We start from the raw sequence: 23,021 nt of genomic DNA, 5'->3' as shown, positions 1-23,021 counted from the left end.
CCCGCGACAAAGGGGCCGCACCCGACAAGGTGCGGCCCCTTTGCGTGGGTGCCTCCGCGCGTCCCGGGGAGGCGTTAGAAGTTGAAGCGGGCCCCGAGGGCCAGGCCCAGATCGTTCTCGTCGCCGGCGTCGTTGATCTGCAGATCGCCCACGGCGTCCCACTGCGGGGTCAGCGCGTAGGTGAACTTGGCCGCCAGGTTGACGATGCCGTCGTCGAGGTCCTCCTCAGTGTCCACATCCAGGTAGCGGATCTCCCAGGCGTACTGCAGGCCGTCGAGGAACATGCAGCCGTGGCGGATGCCGGCGGTGAGTTCGTAGCCGGTCTCGCTCTCGCTACTCGCCGAGTCGGGATCCGTATCGCGGTAGACCAGGGCGGCGACGCCGTAGAGGTCGATGCCCGGCGTGACCGCCAGGCGGTAGCCCGGGCCCAGCGAGAGCGTGGTGATGTCGATGTCGTCGGTGAGGTAGCTGGCCTCGCCGCGCAGGAAGATGTCGTCGGTCAGGCTCAGCGAGCCGATCAGCCGCGGGCCGACAAGGTCCTGATCCGCGTCGTCCAGCTCAGTAAAGACAACGCCGCCCTCGGCGTAGTCGTAGCTGAAGTCCTGGGCCGGCAGCTGCGCAAACGCCTGCCCGCCGATCAAACCACCGGCGACCAGGCCACTGGCGGCCGTATAGAGAATGCCTCTGTGCATGGGTGCCGCTCCTTGGTTTCACGGGTTGGGGGGAACTGCAGACAATCTAGCAGGTACCTGCCGGCGTGCCAGTTCGCGGATTGCTGGGGCGGCCCGAGGCGGCGGGTCGCGCTGGCCCCGTGCTGCCGCGAGGCGTTAGACTCCGGACAGGAAAACGTCCAGACAGGGGCTAAGGATCCATGAGCAAGCAGTACGACGTCGCCGTCGTTGGTGCCACCGGCGCCGTGGGAGAGGTGATGCTCTCCATCCTGGCCGAGCGCGGCTTCCCCGCGCGCAGGATCTACCCGCTGGCCAGCGCGCGCTCGGCGGGGAACACGGTGACCTTTGCCGGGCAGGAGCTGGTGATCCAGGATCTGGCCGAGTTCGATTTCTCGCAGGTTCAGATCGCGCTCTTCTCCGCCGGGGGCTCCATCTCCGCCGAGCATGCGCCGCGGGCGGCGGAGGCCGGTGCGGTGGTCATCGACAACACCTCCCACTTCCGCTATGACGACGATATCCCGCTGATCATCCCCGAGGTGAACCCTCACGCGGTGGCTGGCTACAAGAAGCGGGGGATCATCGCCAACCCCAACTGTTCCACCATCCAGATGCTAGTGGCGCTCAAGCCGATCCATGACGCCGTGGGCATCGAGCGGATCAACGTGGCCACCTACCAGGCGGTCTCCGGCAGTGGCAAGCCGGCCATCGACGAACTCCACACCCAGAGTCGGGCGATCCTCGACGGCGCCGAGCCGCAGTGTGCCGAGTATCCCAAGCCGATCGCCTTCAACTGCCTGCCGCACATCGACGACTTCCAGGACAACGGCTACACCAAGGAGGAGATGAAGATGGTCTGGGAGACCATCAAGATCTTCGAGGACTCCTCCGTGCGGGTGAACCCGACCACGGTGCGGGTGCCGGTGGTCTACGGCCACTCCGAGGCTGTGCACATCGAGACCCGTGAGCGCATCACCGCCGAGCGTGCCCGGCAGGTGCTCTCCGGCGCTCCGGGCATCGAGGTCTTGGACGAGCGCGCCGGTGGCGGCTATCCGACGGCACTGACCGAGGCCGCGGGGCGCGATCCAGTCTACGTCGGACGCATCCGCGAAGACATCAGCCACGAGCGGGGTCTCGATCTGTGGGTGGTGGCCGATAACGTCCGCAAGGGAGCAGCGCTGAACAGCGTGCAGATCGCGGAGCTGCTGATTGGCGAATACATCTGACGGCGGACGGAGGGGCGAGCCCGTGCGCAAGGCGATTCACGGCCTCGCCGGCCTGGCAGGTCTGTCACTGGTCTCGGTGGCGGCCGCGGTGGAGGTCAGCCTCGGTACCATCGAGGGCCGCTCCGAGGCCGGCGAGCCGGTTTCGGCGCGCATCCCTGTGCGGGATCTCGGTTCCGACGAGTTGGCGCGGCTCGATGTCGGCCTGGCCCCGGGGCGGATCTTCGATCGCGCCGGGATCGAGCGTGCGCCCGAGCTGTCGCTGCTCGACTTTGAGCTGATCGAGTCGGGCGAGGATGCCCCGTACATCGCCGTCACCAGCCAGCAGCCCATCGATGAGCCCCTGCTTGATTTCCTGGTCCAGGTCAGCTGGCCCGAGGGCGACCTGGTCCGCGAGTACACCCTGCTCCTCGAGCGGCCGACCACCGCCGACGACGATGCCCCGGCACAGGGGCAGCCACTGGCCCGCGAGGGCGAGCCGTTTGAGGAGGTGACCCGCGACGGTGAGCGCGAGCGCCGATCCACCGCCTATGGGCCGGTGGAGGAGGGGGATACCCTGTGGCGGATCGCGTCGGAGCACCGCCCCGATGACTCGGTGACGGTCGCGCAGACCATGCTGGCCATCCAGCGGCTCAATCCCCGCGCCTTCTCTGACGACAACGTCAACGACCTGCTCAGTGGGTGGTGGCTGAAGCTGCCCAGCCGCGAGCAGATCGAGCAGCTTTCTGCCGGCGAGGCCCAGGCGATCTACGAGGAGCACCTGGCCAGCTGGGTGCCGCCAGCCGAGCGACGCGCGGCGGTGGAGGAGCTCGACGAGTCGGTGCCTATCCCTGACCTGGCGGACCCCGACGCGCCCGTTGGGGAGGAAGAGGTGCCGACAGCCGAGGAGGCCCGTCTGCGCATCCTGGCCCTGGGCGATGAGGAAGGCACCGAAGAGGTGCTCTCGCTGCTTGATACCGAGCTGGAGGCCTCTGAGGCCAACGTACGCCGGTTGCAGGGGGCACTGGCGGCCCTGCGGGAGGAGCGGGCGAGCCTGCGTTCGGAACGTGACAGCCTCCGGGCGCAGGTTGAGGATCTGAGCGAGCGGGTGGCGGCGCTCGAGCGGCTGGTGGACCTGGACATGGAAGGGGTGCTGCCGCCGCCGGATGCCGAGCCGACGCCGATCGTCCCGCTGCCCGAGGTGGACGAGCCCCTCGACCCCCTGGACGAGCCGGAGCCAGCGCCCGTCGAGGTTGAGCCGGAGGCGCCGGAGCGCGAGGAAGAGACGGAAGATGAGGTCGGCTGGGCGCAGTGGCTCTCCGGCGACGGCGACGTCACCGCTGCCGACCTCTGGCGTGACGAGGAGGCACGGCGGCAGATGCTGATCGCCACCGGAGGAACCCTGCTGGCGCTCGCTGTGGTCGCCGGCCTGTTGCTGCGCCGCCGGCGCCGTTCGGCGGAGCCTGATAGCCGGGAGGGGCTGCGCCTCGATCGCGGCGACCTCGATTTCGATTTCGACAGCGGGGCACGCCGCGACGCCCTCGAACTCGCCGACGAGTACCTGGCGGACGACGAGCTGCGCCGGGCCCGGGACGTGCTCGAGCGCGGCATTCACCGCGAACCGGCACGCACCGATCTGCGCCTGCGGTTGCTCGAGGTGCACTCCCGCCTCGGCGATCGGGAGGCGTTCCTCAGCCAGGCCCAGGATCTCTATGACCGGACCCGCAGTGACGCCGACCCGACCTGGCAGGCAGCGGTGGCACTGGGTGTGGCCTTCGTGCCGGATAGTCCGCTGTTCGCCGATGCCGCGGCAGCAAGCCAGGCGCACGCCGACGAGGCGGAGGGCGAAGCGCAGGCGCCTGGGGGGGCGGCAGCCGATGGCGGTACGCCGGAGAGTCCGGCGCCCGAGGTCGAGGAGGGTCTGGATACCAAGCCGGATCTGGAAGACCTGGATCTGGGTCTGGACGCTGACGAGGGCGAAGGAGTCGGCAAGCAGGCGCCGGGCGAAGGCGAGGGCGAGGATGACTTCGATCGCCGTCTTGATGCGGCTTTTGACGAGCAGCCGCAGCCGGCGGAGCCCGAGGCCGCCGGGGGGCCGGCAGCTGCCGAGCCCGCCGAGGAGCCTGAGCCGGCCATGGCCCGCGAGCCGGAATCGAGTGCCGGCGCGCAGGACGTCGCCGATGAGCTCTTCGGCGGTGCGGATGCCAGCGGCGATGAACTCGACGAAATGGACCTCGACAGCCTGTTCAGCGAGGAGGAAGACGAGGGCGCCGAGGAGGGGCTCGGCCTGCAGGCGGACGAGGGTGCCGAGCCGGAGGCTGAGCCGGAGCCGTCCCTGGGGGTCGGTGAGGGGGATGAGGCCGACACCAAGCTCGACCTGGCCCGGGCCTACATCGACCTGGGGGATGAGCCGGGGGCCCGCAGCCTGCTCGAGGAGGTCCTGGAGGAGGGGACCGAGTCGCAGCGCGAGAGCGCCCGGCAGGTCCTGGCTGAGCTCGGCGGCGAGTAGGCGGGGCGGCCTTGGCGGGAGCGTGTACCGAGCAACGCATCGCGCTGGTGCTGGAGTATGACGGCACCAATTTCAGCGGCTGGCAGCGCCAGGACCACGCCCCCTCGGTGCAGCAGGCCCTCGAGCGGGCGGTGTCGCGGATCGCGGATCACCCCGTGACCGTGGTCTGCGCCGGGCGAACCGATGCCGGGGTGCACGCCGCCGCGCAGGTGGTTCATTTCGATACGACGGCGTCGCGCCCGCTGCACGCCTGGGTGCTAGGGACCAACGCGCAACTGCCCGAGACGGTCAGCGTGCGCTCGGCCCACGCCGTCGACGCCGATTTCCACGCCCGCTACCGCGCCCAGCGCCGTGGCTACCGCTACGTCTTCCTGAGCCGCCGCGCCCGCCCGGCGCTGTTGCGCCACCGGGTGGCGTGGACCCACCGCGAGCTCGATGCGGGGCGTATGCACCGGGCCGCCCAGGCCCTGGTCGGTGAGCAAGACTTCTCGGCCTTCCGTGCCGTCGCCTGCCAGGCACCCCACGCCGTTCGCGAGGTGTACCGGATCGATGTGCACCGCCACGGTGAGCTTCTGTTCATCGACATCGAGGCCAACGCCTTCGTGCACCACATGGTGCGCAACATCGCCGGGACGCTGATGGCCGTCGGAACCGGCGAGCAGGCTGAGCACTGGCCCGCCGATCTGCTGGCCGCGGGCGACCGGACCCGCAGCGGGATCACGGCGCCGGCGTCCGGGCTCTACCTGACCCGGGTGGTCTACCCGCCGCATTACGGACTCCCCGCCGAAGGGCACTGGCCGTTTTTGGCGTAAAGCCGGCCCACGCGGTAACATTTGCGCTTTCCTTGGAGCCGCCGAAGGGGGACGCCGAGCGTGCGCACGCGCGTCAAGATCTGCGGAATCACCCGCCCTGAAGATGCCGCGACCGCCGTGGAGTTGGGGGCCGATGCCATCGGCCTGGTCTTCTGCGATGCCAGCCCGCGTGCGGTGGATATGAAAGAGGCCCGCGCCATTGTGGCCGCGGTCCCGGCCTTTGTCTCCGTGGTCGGCCTGTTTGTCGATCCCAAGCCGGGGCAGGTGGAAGTGGCGCTCGAGGGGCTGCACCTTGATACCCTGCAGTTCCACGGCGATGAGGCGCCTGAGCTCTGCCGCTTCTACGAGCGCCGTTACGTCAAGGCGGTGCCCATGGGCGGCGGGGTGGATCCTCAGGATTATGTGGCGGCCTATCCCGATGCCAGCGGGTTCCTGTTCGACAGCCACCGCCTGGGCGAACGCGGTGGCCGGGGCGAGTCCTTTGATCACGACACGATCCCGGGCGGCGTGCGGGGGCTTACGGTGGCCGGCGGCCTGAACGCCGAGAATGTGGCGGGGGTGGTGCGCAATGTGCGCCCCTTCGCCGTGGATGTCAGCAGCGGCGTCGAGTCGGAGCCGGGGATCAAGGACCGGGAGCGCATAGCCCGGTTTCTCGCGGAGGTGGAACGTGGCGACGAGACCTGAGCAGTACGGCGGCGATCCCGCCGGGGAGCACGACGGGCACTTTGGCCGTTTCGGGGGACGGTTCGTCTCCGAGACCCTGGTGGGGCCGCTTGAGGAGCTGGCCGAGGCGTACGCGGAAGCGCGTCGCGATCCGGCCTTTCAGGATGAACTCGACCGCGAGCTGCGCGATTTCGTCGGCCGACCGACTCCGCTGTATTTGGCCGAGCGGCTGACCGCCAGCGCCGGCGGGGCGCGCATCTATTTCAAGCGTGAGGACCTGGCCCATACCGGCGCGCACAAGGTCAACAACACCGTCGGCCAGGCGGTGCTGGCCGCACGCATGGGCAAGACCCGGATCATTGCCGAGACCGGGGCCGGCCAGCACGGCGTGGCCACGGCGACGGTGGCCGCGCGAATGGGCCTGGAGTGCGTCGTCTACATGGGAGCCGACGATGTGCAGCGCCAGGCCGCCAACGTCTATCGGATGCGCCTGCTTGGTGCGGAGGTCCGCGCCGTGGATGCCGGTACGCGCACCCTCAAGGACGCCATGAACGAGGCGATGCGCGACTGGGTGGCGAACGTCGACAACACCTTCTACATCATCGGCACCGTCGCCGGCCCCCACCCCTATCCGACCCTGGTGCGTGATCTCCAGCGGGTCATCGGCGTCGAGACCCGGGCGCAGATGCTGGAGCGCGAGGGCCGTCTGCCCGATGCCGTGGTGGCGTGCGTCGGCGGCGGCTCCAATGCCCTGGGCATCTTTCACCCGTTCCTCGACGACGCCGCTGTCCGGCTGGTGGGTGTCGAGGCCGGTGGCGAAGGCGTGGCCAGCGGTCGGCATGCCGCTCCGCTCAATGCCGGACGGCCCGGGGTGCTGCACGGCGCGCGCAGCTACCTGATGGAGTCCGACGAGGGGCAGATCATCGGCACCCACTCCATCTCGGCCGGCCTCGACTACCCCGGCGTCGGCCCCGAGCACGCCTGGCTGAAGGATACCGGGCGCGCCGAGTACGTCGCGGTCACCGATGCCGAGGCGCTCGCGGCGTTCCACCGGCTCAGCCGAACCGAGGGCATCCTGCCGGCGCTGGAGACCGCCCATGCGGTCGCCTACGCCGAAAGCCTGGCCGCGGAACTCGGGCCGGACGCCACCCTGGTGGTCAATCTCTCCGGACGGGGTGACAAGGACATCGCCACTGTCGCGGCGCAGGAGGGCATCGAACTGTGAGCCGCATCGCTGAACGTTTCCGCACTTGCCGCTCCGCCGGGCGAACGGCCCTGATCCCGTACATCACCGGTGGTGACCCGTCGCCCGACGACACCGTGCGCCTGATGCACGCCCTGGTGGCCGGCGGCGCCGACATCATCGAGGTTGGCGTCCCGTTTTCCGATCCGATGGCCGACGGCCCTGTGATCCAGGCCGCCTGCGCCCGGGCACTGGCGGCGGGGACGACGCCGGCGCGGCTGTTCGAGGTCGTGCGCCGTTTCCGCGAGGACGATCCGGATACGCCGGTGGTCTTCATGGGTTACGCCAATATCCTCGAGGCTGCCGGCTACGGCGCCTTTGCGCGCGATGCCGCCGCCGCCGGTGTCGATGGGCTGCTGACGGTTGATCTGCCCCCGGAGGAGGCCGAAGAGCTGGCCGACGAGGCGCAGGCCCACGGCCTCGATCTCATCTACCTAGTGGCGCCCAACACCAGCGCCGCCCGCCTCGAGCGGGTCTGCTCGGTGGCCGGCGGGTTCGTCTACGCGGTCGCCCTCAAGGGGGTCACCGGTGCGGCGGACCTGGATGCCGGGTTGGTGGAGCAGCAGGTCACCGGTATCCGCCGCGTCACTGATCTGCCGGTGGCCGTCGGGTTCGGGGTGCGCGACCCGCAGAGCGCTGCGGCGCTGGCGCCCTGCGCCGACGGTGTGATCGTCGGCAGCGCGCTGGTGCGCATGATCGGCGAACACGGCGCGGCGGCGGATCTGCCCGAGCGCCTGCGCGATGCCGTCCGCGCCCTGCGCCGGGCGATGGACGAGACGACGACGGGGGGTGATTCGTGAGCTGGTTTCAGAAACTCATGCCGCGGCGCATCCGGACTGAGGCCGGACCGCGCAGCCGCAGCGTCCCCGAGGGGCTGTGGACCAAGTGCGAGTCGTGTCAGGGCATCCTTTACCGCCCGGATCTGGAGCGCAACCTCGAGGTCTGCCCGAAGTGCGATGCACACATGCGGATCTCGGCGCGGCAGCGCCTGCGGCTGTTCCTGGACGAGTCCTGCGAGGCCGTGGAGATCGGCGCCGAACTGCAGCCCTCGGACTTCCTGCGTTTTCGCGACAGCAAGCGCTACCGGGATCGGCTGACCCAGGCCCAAAAGGCTACCGGCGAGAACGACGCCCTGGTGGCTATGCGCGGTGCGGTCCATCAGCGGCCCGTCGTCGTCTGCGCGTTCGAGTTCGGGTTCATGGGCGGGTCCATGGGCACCATCGTTGGTGAGCGCTTCTGCCGTGCCGCCGAGGAGGCCCGGGCCCACGACATCCCGCTGGTCTGTTTCTCGGCCTCGGGCGGGGCGCGCATGCAGGAGGCGCTGTTCTCGCTGATGCAGATGGCCAAGACCTCGGCGGCCATTTCGCGGCTCAACGAGGCCCGGGTGCCGTATATCTCCGTGCTCACCGATCCGACCATGGGCGGTGTCTCGGCCAGCCTGGCCACGCTGGGCGATGTCATCATCGCCGAGCCTGGGGCGTTGATCGGCTTCGCCGGTCCCCGGGTGATCGAGCAGACCGTGCGCGAGACCCTGCCCGAGGGGTTTCAGCGGGCCGAGTTCCTGCTCGAGCACGGCGCCATCGACATGATCGTCGACCGGCGCGAGATGCGCGACGAGATCGCCTCGCTGATGGGCAAGCTCGGCGGCGATGTCTCGGTGGCGCCCGCTCCGGCGGTGGAGTCCGAGCCGACGGCTGCCGAGGCGCAGGGCACCGAGGCCGGCGAGCCGAGCGAGGGAGACGGCTCCGGCGAGGCGGGTGACGGTCCGGCCGACGCCGGTGAGGACGGGGGCGGCTCACGCAACGCATGAACGACGCCCGAACGGCGCAGCCGGCAGTCCCGGCGGATCTCGATGGCTGGCTGGCACGCCTGGAAGCGGCCCACCCGACGGCCATCGACCTGGGCCTTGAGCGGGTGGCCGCGGTGGGTCGGCGCCTTGGTGTCCTCGATCCCACCGCGCGGGTGATCACCGTCGGCGGGACCAACGGCAAGGGGAGCGTGGCGCGGACCCTCGAGGGTGTGCTGAACGGTCTTGGCGTGGCCACGGCACTCTACACCTCGCCGCATTTCCAGCGCTTCAACGAGCGCATGCGCATCGATGGCGCGGAGGTCAGCGATGCCGCGTTGATCGAGGCGCTGGGTCGGGTCGAGCAGGCCCGGAGCGAGGCGGGCGTAAGCCTGACCTACTTCGAGCACACCACCCTCGCAGCCTTCGACCTCTTCGGGCGCAGTGGCGCGGCGGTCTGGATCCTCGAGGTGGGCCTGGGCGGCCGGCTGGACGCAGTGAACACGGTGGATGCTGATATCGCCGTGGTGACCCGCATCGCCCGCGATCATGCCGAGTTCCTGGGTGACGACCTCGAGGTGATCGCCGCGGAGAAGGCCGGCATCTTTCGCTCCGGCCGGCCGGCGGTGATCGGTCAGCCGGATGCGCCGGCGGCGCTGCGTCGGATCGCCCTGGAGGTCGGTGCCGGAGTGGTGGAGGCCGGGGACGCCTTCACCTGGGGGGAGGGGGACGACGGGCTCTGGTGGTGGCGCTGCGCCGGACACCACTGGTGCGGCCTGCCGGCGCCCGGGGTCTCCGGGCGGGCGGCGCGCGGTAACGTGGCCACCGCCCTGGCCGCTCTGGTTCAGCTGCCGGAGGGCACCGGTGCGGATCCGGAAGCCGTTGCCCGCATCCTCGGCCGGATCCGCGTCCCCGGACGGCTGGAGCGGATCGGGACCGGGTCACTGGAGTGGCTGTTGGATGTCGCGCATAATGCCGATGGGGCGGAAGAACTCGCCCGGGTGCTCGACGACGGGGCGGCGTCCGGGTGGACGCGGGCTGTATTCGCCGTGGCGTCGCGCAAGGACGCCGGCGCGCTGATTGGCGCGCTGAGCGGCCGGATCGATGCCTGGTACCTGCCGCAGCTCGACGAGCCGGATATGCGTCACGCAGATGAATTGGCCCGTGAGCTTGCCGCAGCCGGGGAACCGGTGGTCCACTGCGGCGACGACGTGGCGGCCACCCTGGCCGTACTGGAAGAACAGGCCCGCCCCGGTGACCGGGTGGTGGTGTTCGGTTCCTTCCGTACTGTGGCCGCCGTACAAGCGCAGAAAGGCTGGGGGTAGGCGATGGATCCAAGCACGAAAAGACAGCTGGTTGGCGCCGCGGTCCTGGTCGCCCTGGCCGTGATCTTCCTGCCGATGATCTTCTCTGGTTCCGACGATGCCGAGGATGTGGACGTCCCCGTGGAGGTGCCGCCGCGGCCCGACGAGCAGCCGGAGCCGGAGGAACTCGCCGAGCAGCCGCCCGAGGGCCTGGAGGACGAGCCGGAGGACTTCAGCACCGACGAGCCGGTTGGGTTCGAGGAGCCGGAGGCGCCGCGGGACGGGGACGACGACGAGACCCGGCGTGACGACCCCGAGGCGCGGGAGCCCGCCGCCGATGACGAAGCCGAAGACGTCGTGAGCGAAGACGACGACGTTAATGGTGTAGTGGACGAGGTGGACGGTATCGCCATTGTCAGCCGCGACCAGGGGGCGTACTCCGTCCAGGTGGGCAGCTTCCGGGAGGCGGACAACGCCGAGCGCGAACGCGATCGCATCCGCGAGCTGGGGCTACCGGCCTATATCCAGTCGGCCGAAGGGGACGGAAGCTTCCACCGCGTCCGTGTCGGGCCGGTCATGGAGCGTGACGAGGCGCAGGCGCTGCTCGAGCGCGCCGTCGATGAGGCGGGGGTCGAGGGCTACGTGGTCACGCGATGAACTGGCTGGACCTGGCCATTCTCGGTGTCATCGCCCTGTCGGCGGGGATCAGCCTGATCCGCGGTTTCGTCCGCGAGGTGCTCTCTGTGCTGGTCTGGGTGGCCGCCTTCTGGGTTGCGGTGCGCTACTCCGGGGCCGTGGCGCTGCTGCTCGAGGAGTGGATCGCATCGCCGACGATCCGCCTGGGTGCCGGTTTCGTGGTGCTTTTCGTGGGAACACTGATCCTCGGGGCGCTGCTCAACAACGCCCTGTCGGCGTTGGTGACGCGCACCGGTCTGGGCGGCACCGACCGGCTCCTGGGGGTGCTGTTCGGGGCTGCGCGCGGGGCGGTGGTGGTGGCGCTGGTGGTGCTGCTGCTCGGGTTCTCGCCGATGACCCAGGAGCGGGCCTGGGAGGAGTCCGTCGTGCTGCCGGGGATCAAGCCGTGGATCTGTCGAGCCGGCCTGGACGCCTGGCTGGAAGACTTTGATTGGCAGCCGCCTGTTGAGGGCGAGGCAATGGAGGGCTTCGATGGCTTGCCGGATTACTGGGCTGAATACTGCGCCGGCCGGCGGCCGTGAATCCGCCCGCCGTGCCGGCGCCCAGCAAGAGGTAGGAGCAATCCATGTGTGGCGTAATCGGAATGGTGGCCAAGGGGCCGGTGAACCAGGACCTCTACGAGGGGCTGACCGTGCTCCAGCACCGGGGTCAGGACGCTGCCGGGATCATCACCTATGACCAGGGGCAGCTGAGTCTGCGCAAGAGCAACGGGCTGGTCCGGGATGTCTTTCGAACCCGGCACATGATGCGCCTGACCGGCAATATCGGCATCGGCCACGTCCGCTACCCCACCGCCGGCTGCGAGAGTTCCGCCGAGGCGCAGCCCTTCTATGTCAATTCGCCCTACGGCATCTCGCTGGCGCACAACGGCAATCTGACCAATACCGAGGAGCTCAAGCAGGAGCTCTTCCGCACCGACCGGCGCCATATCAACACCAATTCCGACTCCGAGATCCTGCTCAATATCCTCGCCCACGAGCTGAGTGTCTCGCCCCACGACCGGCTCGAGCCCGGCGACCTGTTCAGCGCCGTCGAGCAGGTCCACCGACGCTGCCACGGGGCCTACTCGGCCGTGGCGATGATCAACGGCTACGGTATCCTTGCCTTCCGGGATCCTTTTGGAATCCGCCCGCTGTGCTTTGGCGAGCGCGATACCGAGCAGGGGCGGGAGTACCTGATCGCCTCCGAGAGCGTGGCCCTGGACATGCTCGGCTTCCGCCTGGTGCGCGAGGTAGCCCCGGGCGAGGCGATCTTCATCGACATGGCTGGCGAGCTCCACACCCGGCAGTGTGCCGAGGATCCGGTCCATGCGCCGTGCCTGTTCGAGTACGTCTACCTCTCCCGGCCCGACTCCATCGTCGACGGGGTGGCCGTGCACAAGGCGCGGTTGCGCATGGGTGAGCGGCTGGCCGCGAAGATCCGGCGCGAGTGGCCCGAGCACGATATCGATGTGATCATCCCGATCCCGGACACCAGCCGTACGGTGGCGATGCAGCTGGCCTATCAGCTGGGTGTGGAGTCCCGTGAGGGCTTCATCAAGAACCGCTACGTGGGGCGTACGTTCATCATGCCCGGGCAGGCGGCGCGCAAGAAGTCAGTACGTCAGAAGCTCAACCCCATTCCGCTGGAGTTCGAGGGCAAGAACGTCCTGCTGGTGGATGACTCGGTCGTCCGCGGCACCACCTCGCAGCAGTTGGTGCAGCTGGCCCGGGAGTCCGGGGCGCGGCGGGTCTACCTGGCCTCTGCGGCGCCGCCGGTGCGTTACCCCAATGTCTACGGCATCGATATGCCCGCCCCCGAGGAACTCATCGCTCACAATCGGGACGAGGCCGAGATCACCGAGGCCATCGGGGCCGACCGAATGATCTACCAGGAACTCGCTGACCTGGAGGCCGCCGTGGCCGATGGCAATCCGCAGATCCGGCAGTTCGACAGCTCGTGCTTCAATGGTCAGTACGTCACCGGTGGCGTGAGCCAGGACTACCTGCGTGGCCTGTCCCAGGCGCGGGCCGATGCCGCCAGGGAAAAGGCGCGCAGCGACCAGGACTTGGAGATCGTGGATGTGCACAACCAGGCCTGACGACGAGCCGCTCTCCGGGTTTGATTCCCGGGCGGTGCGAGCCGGGCAGGTGCGGACCGATGGCCAGGAGCAGTCGGAGCCCATCTACCCGACCTCGAGCTTCACCTTTGAGAGCGCCGCTCAGGCGGCCGCCCGGTTCTCCGGCGAGGAGCCGGGCAACGTCTACTCGCGTTTCACCAATCCAACGGTGCGGACCTTCTGCGACCGCCTGGCGGCCCTGGAGGGCGGTCAGGCCTGCGTCGGGACGGCCTCGGGCATGTCCGCGGTCCTGGCGACGTGCCTTGGCCTGCTGCAGTCCGGGGACCACGTGGTCGCGTCGCGGACCCTGTTCGGGACCACGCTGTCGCTGTTCACCAAGTACCTGCCGCGCTGGGGGATCGAGGTCAGCTGGGTGCCGTTGAGCGACGAGGGGGCCTGGGCCGGGGCGATCCAGCCGAATACGCGTCTGCTCTTCGCCGAGACGCCCTCCAACCCGCTCAACGAGGTCGCTGACATCCGCCGCCTGGCGGAGATCGCGCACGCCCACGACGCCCTGCTGGCGATCGACAACTGCTTCTGTACCCCCGCCCTGCAGCGGCCCCTGGAGCTTGGGGCCGATCTGGTGGTCCACTCGGCGACCAAGTACCTGGATGGCCAGGGGCGCTGTGTCGGCGGCGCGGTGGTGGGCGACGCCCAGCGGGTGGGCGAAGAGATCCACGGTTTCATCCGCACTGCCGGGCCGTGCATGAGTCCTTTCAATGCCTGGGTGTTTCTCAAGGGGCTGGAGACGCTTTCGCTGCGCATGCGCGCCCACAGTAGCCATGCCCAGCAGGTGGCCGAGTGGCTGCGGGATCATCCGCGGGTCGAGCGGGTCTACTACGCGGGGCTGCCGGACCATCCGCACCACCGGCTGGCGGCGGCGCAGCAGAGTGGCTTTGGCGGGATCGTTGCCTTCGAGCTGGCTGGCGGACGGGAGGCGGCCTGGCGCGTGATCGATAGCACCCGCATGCTGTCGATCACCGGCAACCTCGGCGATACCAAGTCCACCATCACGCACCCGGCGACCACCACCCACGGCACCATCACCGACGAACTGAGGGCGGCGGCCGGCATCGGCGAGGGGCTGGTCCGGATCTCCGTCGGCCTGGAGGATCCGGCGGACATCATCCGCGACCTGGAGCGCGGCCTGGGCAGCGCCTGAGCGGTCGGGTTGCTCAGGCGGTAGGCAGATCCGCCGTGTGGGCGCGGATGGTGTTCAGCAGACCGCTGTGGACCTTGGGGGCGCCGGCGACGACATGGCCGGTGGCGAGGGCGCGATCCTCGCCCGTGATGTCCGTCACAATGCCGCCGGCCTCACGGACCAGCAGGGTGCCGCCGGCGATGTCCCACGGTTTCAGGCCCAACTCGAAGTAGCCGTCCAGCCGCCCGGCGGCGACGTAGGCCAGGTCCAGTGCCGCGGAGCCGGCACGGCGCATGTCTTCGGCGTGCTCGGTCAGGGCGGAGAACATCCGCAGGTAGGCCGGCATCAGGGCCTGGTTCTTGAACGGAAAGCCGGTCCCGATCATCGCCCCGTCCACCCCGCGGCGCTGCGGTACGCGGATGCGGCGGCCGTCGAGCTGCGCCCCGTTGCCCCGTGAGGCGGTGAACAGCTCTTGGCGCAGCGGGTCGTAGACGGCGGCTGCCTCCAGCTGGCCGTCCTTCTGCACAGCGATCGACACGCCGATGTGGGGGTAGCCGCGGAGGAAGTTCGCCGTCCCGTCCAGCGGGTCGATGATCCACGTATACTCCGCCTCACCCTGCGCGCGCCCCTGCAGGCCACTCTCCTCGGCGAGTATGGCGTGCTGCGGGTAGGCGCGCTGGATGGTCTGCACGATCGCCGCCTCGGCCTGGCGATCGATGTCGCAGACGAAGTCGTAGCGTCCCTTGGTCTCGACCCGGACGCGGTCGAGGCGGTCGATGTTGCGGACGATTAGATCACCACCAGCCCGTGCGGCACGGACTGCGATGTTGACCATTGGGTGCATCGGGAAAGCTCCTACGCTGGACGCGGTACAGGATAACAGCAAAACTGATGCGATTCAGACCGGGAGGCCATCTTGAGCCTTGAGCGCACTCGTATTGTGTTGGTCGGGACCACGCACCCCGGCAATATCGGCGCCGCCGCGCGCGCCATGCGCACCATGGGGCTGCGGGATCTGTGTCTGGTGGATCCGCAGTGCGACCCCGATGACCCGGAGGCCGTCGCGCGGGCGGCCGGGGCCGGCGAGGTTCTGGAGCAGGCGCAGCGCTATCCGGATCTCGCCTCGGCGCTGGCCGGCTGTCGTCTGGCCTTCGGGCTCTCGGCGCGTATCCGCGCCGAGCGGCAGCCCCGGCTGGCGCTGCGCCCGGCGGCCGAGTCGGCCGCCGCTGAGGGGGGCGAAGGGGGGTTGGCGTGGGTCTTCGGTCGGGAGCGCACCGGCCTGACCAACGCCGAGCTGGATCATTGCCACTACCTCGTGCAGATCCCGACCGACGCGGATTACAGTTCCCTGAATGTGGCTCAGTCCGTGCAGCTGGTAGCGTGGGAGCTGCGCATGGCGGCCGAGGTGGGGGGCGCACTGCCGCAGCCCGAGACGGAAGAGCCGCCCGCCGCCGTGGATACGCTGGAGCGCTTCTTCGTTCACCTGGAGGAGATGGCCGGTCGAGTCGGCTACCTGGACCGGCACAACCCCGCGCTGACCATGCGGCGGTTGCGCAACATCTTCCGCCGTGCGCGGTTGACCGAGGACGAGGTGCGGATGCTGCGCGGGCTGCTCAGCCACGTGCTCAATCCGCGCCGCTGGCGCAAGTAGGACCGTTGTAAAGGGTAAATGGATGCTGCGACGCCTGCGTGAGGACATTCGGTGTGTCATGGATCGCGATCCGGCCGCCCGGAACGCCTTCCATGTGGTGACCACCTATCCCGGTTTCCACGCCCTGATCCTGCACCGCATCAGCGCGCGGCTCTGGCGCTGGCGGCTGCGATGGCTGGCGCGCATGCTGGGGCTGTTCAGCCGCTGGGTCACGGGGATCGAGATCCACCCGGCGGCGCGCATCGGCCGGCGCTTCTTCATCGACCACGGTATGGGGGTGGTCATTGGTGAGACTGCAGACATCGGCGACGACGTCACCCTCTACCACGGCGTCACCCTGGGCGGGACCAGCTGGCAGTCGGGCAAGCGCCACCCGACCCTGGGCAATGACGTCGTGGTCGGCGCCGGCGCCAAGCTGCTTGGACCCATCCGTGTGGGTGGCGGGGCGCGCATCGGCTCGAATGCTGTGGTGCTCAAGGATGTCCCCGACGGGGCGACTATGGTGGGGATCCCGGCGCGCCAGGTCGGCGAGCGCAAGCGCGACGTTGACGGGGACGAGCAGCGAGCCCGGGTGGCGCGGCGAATTGGCTTCGATGCTTACGGGACCACCGAGATGCCGGACCCGGTGGCCCAGGCGGTGAACGCGATCCTCGATCATATCCACGTCACCGATCGGCGCATTGAGGAGCTGTGCAGCGCCGTGCAGCAGATGGGCGGGCGGCTTGAAGAGACCCGCGTGCCGGATCTGGAGGTCGACGAGACGTCGGTCGAGAAGGCGTGCGGCGAGCACCACCGGGACGCTTCCCGCTAGCTGCCGGAACCCCCTAGAATGCAGACAGATGCGCCGTTACGGCGCGCCCAGTGACAGGAGGCAAGTCATGCCCGTAACCCTGACCGAACGTGCCGCGCGGCATGTCGAGAAGATGCTCGCCAGCCAGGATGCTGACCGGGCCCACGGCCTGCGCCTGGGGATCAAGGCCAGTGGCTGCTCCGGCTTCGCCTACGTGGTCGATTACGCCGAGGAGATCGGCGATCAGGATCTTGTCGTCGAGAGCCACGGGGTGAAGGTGGTGATGGCGCAACAGCACCGGCCGTTTCTGGAAGGCACCGAGGTGGACTACGTGCGCGACGGTATCAATTACCGTTTCGATTTCCGCAACCCGAACGTCCGCGATCTGTGTGGGTGCGGCGAGAGCTTTGCCGTGTGAACGGCCCAACCGCGGCGAGATTGTCGGCGCCCGGAACGGAGGGGTAGACTGTCCGACTGCCCAAGGCGCCGCAGCATTCCAGCGCTGCGGCTTTTTTGTTGAACGCGAGCATTCATCAGTCAGGAGATCCTAATGGCCGTCGAGCGAACCCTTTCCATCATCAAGCCGGATGCCGTAGCGCAGAACGCGATCGGCGAGATCCTTGCCCGCTTCGAGCGCTCTGGCCTGCGCGTGGTGGCTGCGCGCATGGTTCGGCTGAGCACCGAGCAGGCCGAGAGCTTCTACGCTGTGCACAGGGAGCGTCCGTTCTTCAATGACCTGGTCGGCTTCATGACCTCCGGGCCGGTGATGGTGCAGGTTCTCGAGGGCGAGGACGCCATCCGCAAGAACCGCGAGATCATGGGCGCCACCAACCCCAAGGAGGCGGCTGCAGGCACCCTCCGCCACGACTACGCGGAGAGCATCGATGCCAATGCGGTCCACGGGTCGGACAGCCCCGAGACGGCGGAACAGGAGATCGAGTTCTTCTTCAAGGCCGATGAGATCTGCTCCCGCTGACCACGAGGCGGTGCACGCCGAGCGCCAGTCGGGCCCGGTCGAGCTGCTCGGGCTCGATCGGCCGCGGCTGGCCGCTTTCTTCGATGCCCTGGGCGAAAAGCGGTTCCGTGCCCGGCAGATGATGCAGTGGCTGCATCAGCGCCACGTCTACGATTTCGACGAGATGACCGACCTGAGCAAGGCGCTGCGCCAGCGGCTGCGCGAGAACGCCCGGGTCGGTCTGCCCGAGGTGGCCGCCGACCAGCAGGCCAGCGACGGCACCCGCAAGTGGGTGGTGCGCCTGGCCGACGGCAACTGTGTCGAGGCCGTCTACATCCCGGAGCCGAAGCGTGGGACGCTGTGCGTCTCCTCGCAGGCCGGCTGCCCGATGGGCTGCACCTTCTGCGCTACGGCGGAGGGCGGGTTCTCGCGGAATCTCAGCGCCGCCGAGATCGTCGGTCAGGTTCACATCGCGCGCCGCCACCTGCCGGAGGGGGCGATCACCAACATCGTCTTCATGGGCATGGGCGAGCCGCTGCTCAACTTCGACCCGGTCATCTCGGCGTCGCGGGTGTTCACCGACGATTTCGGGTTCGTTCTCTCCAAGCGTCGGGTCACGATCTCGACCTCGGGAGTGGTCCACGCCATCGAGCGGATGCAGCGCATCACGGACGTGAGTCTGGCGGTCTCACTGCACGCTCCGAATAACGAGCTGCGCAACGAGCTGGTTCCGCTCAATCGCAAGAACCCTCTGGAGCGCCTGCTGCCGGCCTGCCACGCGTACATCGCCGACAAGCCCCATAGGCGCATCACCTGGGAGTACGTCATGCTCGATGGGGTCAACGACCAAGACGAGCACGCCCGGGAGCTGATCGAGCGGCTGCGGGGGATTCCGTCCAAGGTGAACCTGATCCCGTTCAATCCCTACCCGGGGGCACGCTACGGCCGCTCGCCACAGCGGCGGGTGCGCCGCTTCGCGGATCGACTGCTCGAGCACGGCCTGACCGCGACCATCCGCGAAACCCGTGGTGATGATATCGATGGGGCGTGCGGCCAGCTCGTCGGCGAGATCCGCGATGCGCGGCCCAGTAAGGTGGCGGGAACGGCGTGAAGCGCACGGGGCCCATGCTGGCGGCCCTGCTGGCGGTCGGGTGCGCTGCCGGGCCCGAGATGCCGGATGACCAGCGCGCAGCCGACAGCCACGCCGGGGCAGGGCTTCATCTGATCGCCCATGCGCAGCCGGAGGCCGCCCGCTCGCGCCTGGAGCGGGCGTTGCAGATCGATGGAGAACACCCACAGGCGCTTTCCGGCATGGGGCTCGTGGCCGAGTCGCAGGGCGATCTGGAGATGGCCCACGAATACCATCGGCGTGCCGCGCAGGCCGCTCCGGACTCGGGGCCTATCCTGAACAACCGGGGGCGGAGTCTGTGCCGTGCCGGGCAAGTGGATGAGGCGCTGGAGGTCTTCGGGGATGCCGCCGGGGCGGGTGGCTATGATTCCGCCGAAGTGCCGTTGACCAACGCCGCCCGCTGCGCCCTCGATGCGGGGCGCGAGGATGCCGCTGCCCGCCGCGCCGATGCTGCCGTCGAGGCGGCACCGGGGTTTGCCCCGGCGCGTGTGGTGCGCGGGGAGCTGCGTTACCGCCAGGGGGCGCTGGAGGCGGCCGCCGAAGACTTGGAACGTGCCCGTGACAGCGGTGGCGCCGGGGCGCGCGGCCTTTACTGGTCGGCACGCGTGGCGGCCGGGCAGGGGCGGCCGGAGGAGGCGGCCGCCTTCGCCGAGATGCTGGCCGAGCGTTTCCCTGGTTCGGGGTGGAACGAACGTTTGCACGCGGATGAGGTCGGGCCATGACTGATGAAACGGGGCAGGACGACAGCGACGGGGCGCGGCCCCGGGCCGATGCCCCGGATGATGCCGGGGACAAGGGCGCCCGGCCGTCGCCGGGGCAGCAACTGCGCCGCGCCCGTGAGGCGCAGGGGCGTACCGTGCGTGCGGTGGGGTCGAGTCTCAACCTGTCGGCGGACCGGGTGACGGCCCTCGAGGAAGATGACGACGAACGTCTGCCGCCGCCAACCTTCGTGCGCGGTTACCTACGCGCCTATGCGCGCCTGGTCGAACTCGATCCCGAGGCGGTGGTCGAGGCGTACAACCGGCGCCGGGGCAGCGATCCGGCCAGCGAGGAGCGGGCCGTGGGCAATGTGGGAGCCGTTGAGCCCCGACCGGCCGGGCGCCGCCGGCGGCGCTGGTTGCCGTTGATGCTCCTTGTGCTGCTGCTCGCCGTGGCCGTGGTGATGACCGCAATCCTGCTCGATGGTGGCGAGCCGGAACCGACAGGCCCGGGCGAGGACGGTGCACAGGCCCGGGAGGCCTCCGCCGCGCAGGTGGGCACGCCGGTCGCCGGTGTGCCTTGGACGTCGATGGAGTCGGAGTAGCGTTTTGTCAAAAAAGGGGATTCAGAGCGTTCGCGGGTTCTCGGATATCCTTCCGGAGGAGAGCCCGCTGTGGCAGCGCGCCGAGTCGGTGATCCGCCGGGTCCTGGAGGCCTACGGTTATCGCGAGATCCGGCTGCCGGTGCTCGAGCGCACCGAGCTGTTCAGCCGGTCCATCGGTGAGGTCACCGATATCGTCGAGAAGGAGATGTACACCTTCGACGATCGCAATGGCGACAGCGTCACGTTGCGCCCTGAGGGTACGGCCGGCTGTGTACGCGCCGGCATCCAGTCCGGTCTGCTGCACAATGCCGAGCCGCGGCTCTGGTACGCCGGCCCCATGTTCCGGCACGAGCGGCCGCAGAAGGGGCGGCTGCGGCAGTTCCATCAGGTCGGGGCCGAGGTTTTCGGGATCCCCGGGCCCGAGCTCGACGCCGAGATGATCATCATGACCGCGCGCATGCTGCGTGAGCTGGGACTGCCCGATGTGCGCCTGCAGCTCAATTCGCTCGGCACCCCGGAGAGCCGCGCGGCCCATCGCGAGGAGTTGGTCGCCTACCTGCGCCGCCACGAGGACCGGCTCGACGAGGACGCGCGGCGACGCCTGGAGACAAATCCGCTGCGCATCTTCGACAGCAAGAACCCGGAAGTGCAGCAGATCATAGCCGATGCGCCACGGCTGATGGACTGCCTCGATGCTACCTCGGCGGAACACTTCGACACGGTACGGAACCTGCTTGAGCGGGCCGGCGTCGAATACGAGGTGAATCCCTCGCTGGTGCGGGGGCTCGACTACTACACGCGCACGGTCTTCGAATGGGTGACCGATCGACTCGGTGCCCAGGGCACGGTCTGCGCCGGCGGGCGCTTCGACGGGCTGGTCGAGCAGCTCGGTGGCCGCCCGACCCCGGCGATCGGTTTCGCCCTGGGATTGGAGCGGTTGGTGGCGTTGCTCGAGGAACAGGGGGTGCCCGGTCAGGGCGGGGTGCCCCACGCCTACCTGGTGGTGGCCACCGAGGTCGGGGCCGGGCTGGAGACGGCTGAGGCCCTGCGTGACGCGCTGCCGGAACTGCGTCTGCAGACCCATGCCGGCGGTGGCGGCTTTAAGGCGCAGCTCAAGCGCGCCGACCGCAGTGGTGCCCGGGTGGCCCTGATTCTCGGTGACGAGGAGCATGCGGCCGGTGCACTGACGATCAAGGATCTGCGTGGCGAAGACGGGCAGCAGCGGCTGCCCTTCGACGACGCAGTCAAATATCTGCGAGGGCTGATCGGGGCGTAGCCCCGGTCGCTGGCAAGGGGACTGGAGATGGAGCGCACCGACGACGAACAGCTTCAGCAGCTCAAGGACTGGTGGCGGCGCAACGGTGGGTCGATCATGCTGGGTTTGACCGCGGCGCTGCTGATCGTGGCCGGCTGGTGGGGCTACGGCACCTGGCAAGAGCGAGGCGCGCAGCAGGCCGCCGCGGCCTACGCCGAGTTCCTGCAGGCCACCCGGTCCGGTGAGCCCGAGATGGCCGAGCAGGCGGGCCAGCGGGTGCTCGACGATCACGCCCGCAGCGGTTACGCAGGGCTGACTGCGTTGCGCATGGCCCGTATCCAGGCCGAAGCCGGCGCGTACCGGCGTGCGGCGGAGACGCTCGGCTGGTTGATCGACAACGCCGACCATAGCGCCATGGCGGAGCTCGCCCGGCTGCGCCAGGCCCGGGTCCTCGGCGAGGTTGACGCGGAGGAGGCCCTGGCGGCGCTGGAGGGTTCTGTCTCGGCTGGTTTTGCGGCCGCCTATGCCGAGCTGCGTGGTGACCTGCTCCGCGAGCTCGGTCGCTATGACGAGGCCACCGAAGCGTATCAGCAGGCGCTGGATCAGGAAGGATTGGGCGCACAGTCACGCGAGCTGGTCCGCCTGAAGCTGCAGGCCGTGGAGAGTGAGGCGTGATCCGCGCGGGACTGCGTTCCATCGGGGTTGCTGCGGTGCTCGGCATGGCGGCCGGTTGCGCGCTGCAGGATCCGCTGCCCAACCCGCAGGTCGAGGCCACCGACACGCTGGATGTCGAACTGGTCTGGAGCGGGCGGCCGGTGGGCAGCCTGGAGTCCGGCGCCTTCGCTCTGGAGCCGGCTTACGCGGACGGCGTGCTGTACGTGGCTGACGCCCGCGGCTGGGTCCGGGCCCTCGATGCCGAGACCCGCGAGGGGCTGTGGCACGATCGCCTAAACCGTCCCCTGTCCGCCGGTCCGGTGGTCGCCGGTGACCGCTTGCTGGTGGGGGATCGCAAGGGGCGGGTCTACGCGTACGAACGGGACAGCGGCGAGCCGGCGTGGATGACCGGCCTCTCGGCCCAAGTGCTGGCGAGCCCGCGCTACACCCGCGGGATGGTGGTGGCGCGTAGCGCCGATGGCCGGATCTACGGCCTCGACGCCGAGGACGGGTCGCGGCAGTGGATCTTCGACCGCAGCATCCCCGCCCTGACCCTGCGTCGCAACAGCGCGCCGGCGGTCAGCGGCGGTACCGCGGTGGTGGGTCTGCAGAACGGGCGACTGGTGGCGCTGAACGTGGCCGATGGCAGCGTGCGCTGGGAGCACACCCTCACCGAGCCGCGGGGACGGACTGAACTCGAGCGTATGTCGGACATCGCCGCCGATCCGGTCATTCACCGCGGTGCCGCCTACGCCGTGGCCTATCAGGGGGCGATCGGTTCGGTCCGCATCGCCAACGGGGCCCAGGCCTGGAGCCGGGATGTGGCAAGCCATCGAGGGCTGGTCGCTCAGGGCGAGGAGGTCTACCTGGCCGCCGATGACGGGCGGGTCTGGGCCTTCGATCGGCGTAACGGTGCCACCGCCTGGCGACAGGAGGCCCTCGAGGGGCTGGCCCTAACGCGCCCTGTGGTCCACGAGGGCTACCTGGTGATGGGCGACGATGCCGGACACGTCAACTGGCTGCGCCTGCGCGACGGAGAGCTGGTGGCGCGGGAGCGCCTCTCTGACGTGCCCCTGGAGAGGCCTCCGGTGGTCACCGGCGACGGCGATGTCTACGTCTTGGATGCCCGCGGCCGCATGACGGCGCTGCGCCTGCATTAGGC

General features: G+C 69.3%; 24 protein-coding genes. 22 read left to right on the top strand and 2 right to left on the bottom strand.

The features are described 5' to 3' along the window. Positions 1-74: 74 nt before the first annotated feature. The gene (locus LRG10_RS01460) at positions 75-692 is read right to left on the bottom strand and encodes a hypothetical protein (RefSeq protein WP_238634485.1); all 618 of its coding nucleotides are present in this window, start codon (positions 690-692) and stop codon (positions 75-77) included. Positions 693-871: 179 nt separating this feature from the next. Here LRG10_RS01460 and LRG10_RS01455 point away from each other — a divergent pair, with 179 nt between their 5' ends. From LRG10_RS01455 to LRG10_RS01400, 12 genes are read left to right on the top strand one after another with little or no spacing between them, the layout of a single operon-like run. Beyond that, positions 872-1,894: an aspartate-semialdehyde dehydrogenase gene (locus LRG10_RS01455; protein ID WP_201171593.1), complete on the top strand. Its 1,023-nt coding sequence runs from the start codon at positions 872-874 to the stop codon at positions 1,892-1,894. Between the two features lie 22 nt (positions 1,895-1,916). After that, on the top strand, positions 1,917-4,379 hold the full coding sequence (locus LRG10_RS01450) for a FimV/HubP family polar landmark protein (protein ID WP_238634481.1): 2,463 nt from the start codon (positions 1,917-1,919) through the stop codon (positions 4,377-4,379). Positions 4,380-4,390: 11 nt separating this feature from the next. After that, complete coding sequence (gene truA / locus LRG10_RS01445; protein ID WP_201171584.1) at positions 4,391-5,191, top strand: tRNA pseudouridine(38-40) synthase TruA; 801 nt, start codon at positions 4,391-4,393, stop codon at positions 5,189-5,191. Between the two features lie 60 nt (positions 5,192-5,251). Further along, positions 5,252-5,875, top strand: coding sequence for a phosphoribosylanthranilate isomerase (locus LRG10_RS01440; protein WP_201171582.1), 624 nt, complete (start codon positions 5,252-5,254; stop codon positions 5,873-5,875). Beyond that, positions 5,859-7,079 (top strand): tryptophan synthase subunit beta, encoded by a 1,221-nt coding sequence (trpB, locus tag LRG10_RS01435; RefSeq protein WP_201171580.1) that lies wholly within the window; start codon positions 5,859-5,861, stop codon positions 7,077-7,079. Before LRG10_RS01440 ends, trpB begins: the two co-directional genes overlap by 17 nt. Beyond that, positions 7,076-7,897, top strand: coding sequence for a tryptophan synthase subunit alpha (gene trpA, locus LRG10_RS01430; protein WP_201171578.1), 822 nt, complete (start codon positions 7,076-7,078; stop codon positions 7,895-7,897). The genes trpB and trpA overlap by 4 nt, the downstream gene beginning before the upstream one ends. Beyond that, positions 7,894-8,907 (top strand): acetyl-CoA carboxylase, carboxyltransferase subunit beta, encoded by a 1,014-nt coding sequence (gene accD, locus LRG10_RS01425; protein ID WP_238634476.1) that lies wholly within the window; start codon positions 7,894-7,896, stop codon positions 8,905-8,907. Before trpA ends, accD begins: the two co-directional genes overlap by 4 nt. Continuing rightward, on the top strand, positions 8,904-10,208 hold the full coding sequence (locus LRG10_RS01420) for a folylpolyglutamate synthase/dihydrofolate synthase family protein (RefSeq protein ID WP_238634470.1): 1,305 nt from the start codon (positions 8,904-8,906) through the stop codon (positions 10,206-10,208). Before accD ends, LRG10_RS01420 begins: the two co-directional genes overlap by 4 nt. A 3-nt stretch (positions 10,209-10,211) precedes the next feature. Then, positions 10,212-10,844: an SPOR domain-containing protein gene (locus LRG10_RS01415; protein WP_201171563.1), complete on the top strand. Its 633-nt coding sequence runs from the start codon at positions 10,212-10,214 to the stop codon at positions 10,842-10,844. Further along, positions 10,841-11,404, top strand: a complete 564-nt coding sequence (locus LRG10_RS01410) for a CvpA family protein (protein ID WP_201171555.1) — start codon at positions 10,841-10,843, stop codon at positions 11,402-11,404. Before LRG10_RS01415 ends, LRG10_RS01410 begins: the two co-directional genes overlap by 4 nt. A gap of 44 nt (positions 11,405-11,448) precedes the next feature. Then, positions 11,449-12,963: an amidophosphoribosyltransferase gene (gene purF, locus LRG10_RS01405; RefSeq protein WP_201171553.1), complete on the top strand. Its 1,515-nt coding sequence runs from the start codon at positions 11,449-11,451 to the stop codon at positions 12,961-12,963. Continuing rightward, positions 12,944-14,143 (top strand): O-succinylhomoserine sulfhydrylase, encoded by a 1,200-nt coding sequence (locus LRG10_RS01400; RefSeq protein ID WP_201171551.1) that lies wholly within the window; start codon positions 12,944-12,946, stop codon positions 14,141-14,143. The genes purF and LRG10_RS01400 overlap by 20 nt, the downstream gene beginning before the upstream one ends. Before the next feature lie 13 nt (positions 14,144-14,156). On the opposite strand, the gene LRG10_RS01395 is transcribed toward LRG10_RS01400, so the two are convergent. Beyond that, a complete protein-coding gene (locus tag LRG10_RS01395; RefSeq protein ID WP_201171549.1) occupies positions 14,157-14,966 on the bottom strand; it encodes an inositol monophosphatase family protein in 810 nt (269 codons plus the stop codon). 72 nt (positions 14,967-15,038) lie between these two features. On the opposite strand from LRG10_RS01395, the gene LRG10_RS01390 reads away from it, so the two are divergent. The 10 genes from LRG10_RS01390 to bamB all read left to right on the top strand — a co-directional run bounded on the left by LRG10_RS01390 (position 15,039) and on the right by bamB (position 23,019). Continuing rightward, on the top strand, positions 15,039-15,773 hold the full coding sequence (locus tag LRG10_RS01390) for an RNA methyltransferase (RefSeq protein ID WP_201242090.1): 735 nt from the start codon (positions 15,039-15,041) through the stop codon (positions 15,771-15,773). Positions 15,774-15,795: 22 nt separating this feature from the next. After that, positions 15,796-16,584 (top strand): serine O-acetyltransferase, encoded by a 789-nt coding sequence (cysE, locus tag LRG10_RS01385; protein WP_201171543.1) that lies wholly within the window; start codon positions 15,796-15,798, stop codon positions 16,582-16,584. Positions 16,585-16,651: 67 nt separating this feature from the next. Then, positions 16,652-16,981: an iron-sulfur cluster assembly accessory protein gene (locus tag LRG10_RS01380; RefSeq protein ID WP_201171540.1), complete on the top strand. Its 330-nt coding sequence runs from the start codon at positions 16,652-16,654 to the stop codon at positions 16,979-16,981. A gap of 132 nt (positions 16,982-17,113) precedes the next feature. Then, positions 17,114-17,539, top strand: coding sequence for a nucleoside-diphosphate kinase (ndk, locus tag LRG10_RS01375; protein ID WP_201171538.1), 426 nt, complete (start codon positions 17,114-17,116; stop codon positions 17,537-17,539). Then, a complete protein-coding gene (rlmN, locus tag LRG10_RS01370; RefSeq protein WP_207190351.1) occupies positions 17,520-18,629 on the top strand; it encodes a 23S rRNA (adenine(2503)-C(2))-methyltransferase RlmN in 1,110 nt (369 codons plus the stop codon). The genes ndk and rlmN overlap by 20 nt, the downstream gene beginning before the upstream one ends. Beyond that, positions 18,626-19,369: a tetratricopeptide repeat protein gene (locus tag LRG10_RS01365; RefSeq protein WP_238634468.1), complete on the top strand. Its 744-nt coding sequence runs from the start codon at positions 18,626-18,628 to the stop codon at positions 19,367-19,369. The genes rlmN and LRG10_RS01365 overlap by 4 nt, the downstream gene beginning before the upstream one ends. Continuing rightward, positions 19,366-19,950, top strand: a complete 585-nt coding sequence (locus LRG10_RS01360) for a RodZ family helix-turn-helix domain-containing protein (RefSeq protein WP_201171533.1) — start codon at positions 19,366-19,368, stop codon at positions 19,948-19,950. Before LRG10_RS01365 ends, LRG10_RS01360 begins: the two co-directional genes overlap by 4 nt. A gap of 4 nt (positions 19,951-19,954) precedes the next feature. After that, positions 19,955-21,226 carry a histidine--tRNA ligase gene (hisS, locus tag LRG10_RS01355; protein WP_238634466.1) on the top strand — a complete coding sequence of 424 codons (1,272 nt, stop codon included), beginning with the start codon at positions 19,955-19,957 and terminating at the stop codon, positions 21,224-21,226. A gap of 27 nt (positions 21,227-21,253) precedes the next feature. Beyond that, a complete protein-coding gene (locus LRG10_RS01350; protein WP_201171527.1) occupies positions 21,254-21,880 on the top strand; it encodes a tetratricopeptide repeat protein in 627 nt (208 codons plus the stop codon). After that, on the top strand, positions 21,877-23,019 hold the full coding sequence (bamB, locus tag LRG10_RS01345) for an outer membrane protein assembly factor BamB (RefSeq protein WP_201242085.1): 1,143 nt from the start codon (positions 21,877-21,879) through the stop codon (positions 23,017-23,019). Before LRG10_RS01350 ends, bamB begins: the two co-directional genes overlap by 4 nt. The last annotated feature ends 2 nt before the right edge of the window (positions 23,020-23,021 follow it).

The organism is Halorhodospira sp. 9628 (assembly GCF_022228075.1).
Taxonomy (GTDB): Bacteria; Pseudomonadota; Gammaproteobacteria; order Nitrococcales; family Halorhodospiraceae; genus Halorhodospira; species Halorhodospira halophila_A.
Note: the sequence above shows the minus strand (reverse complement) of the source record. Positions and strands in the feature narration are given on the sequence as shown.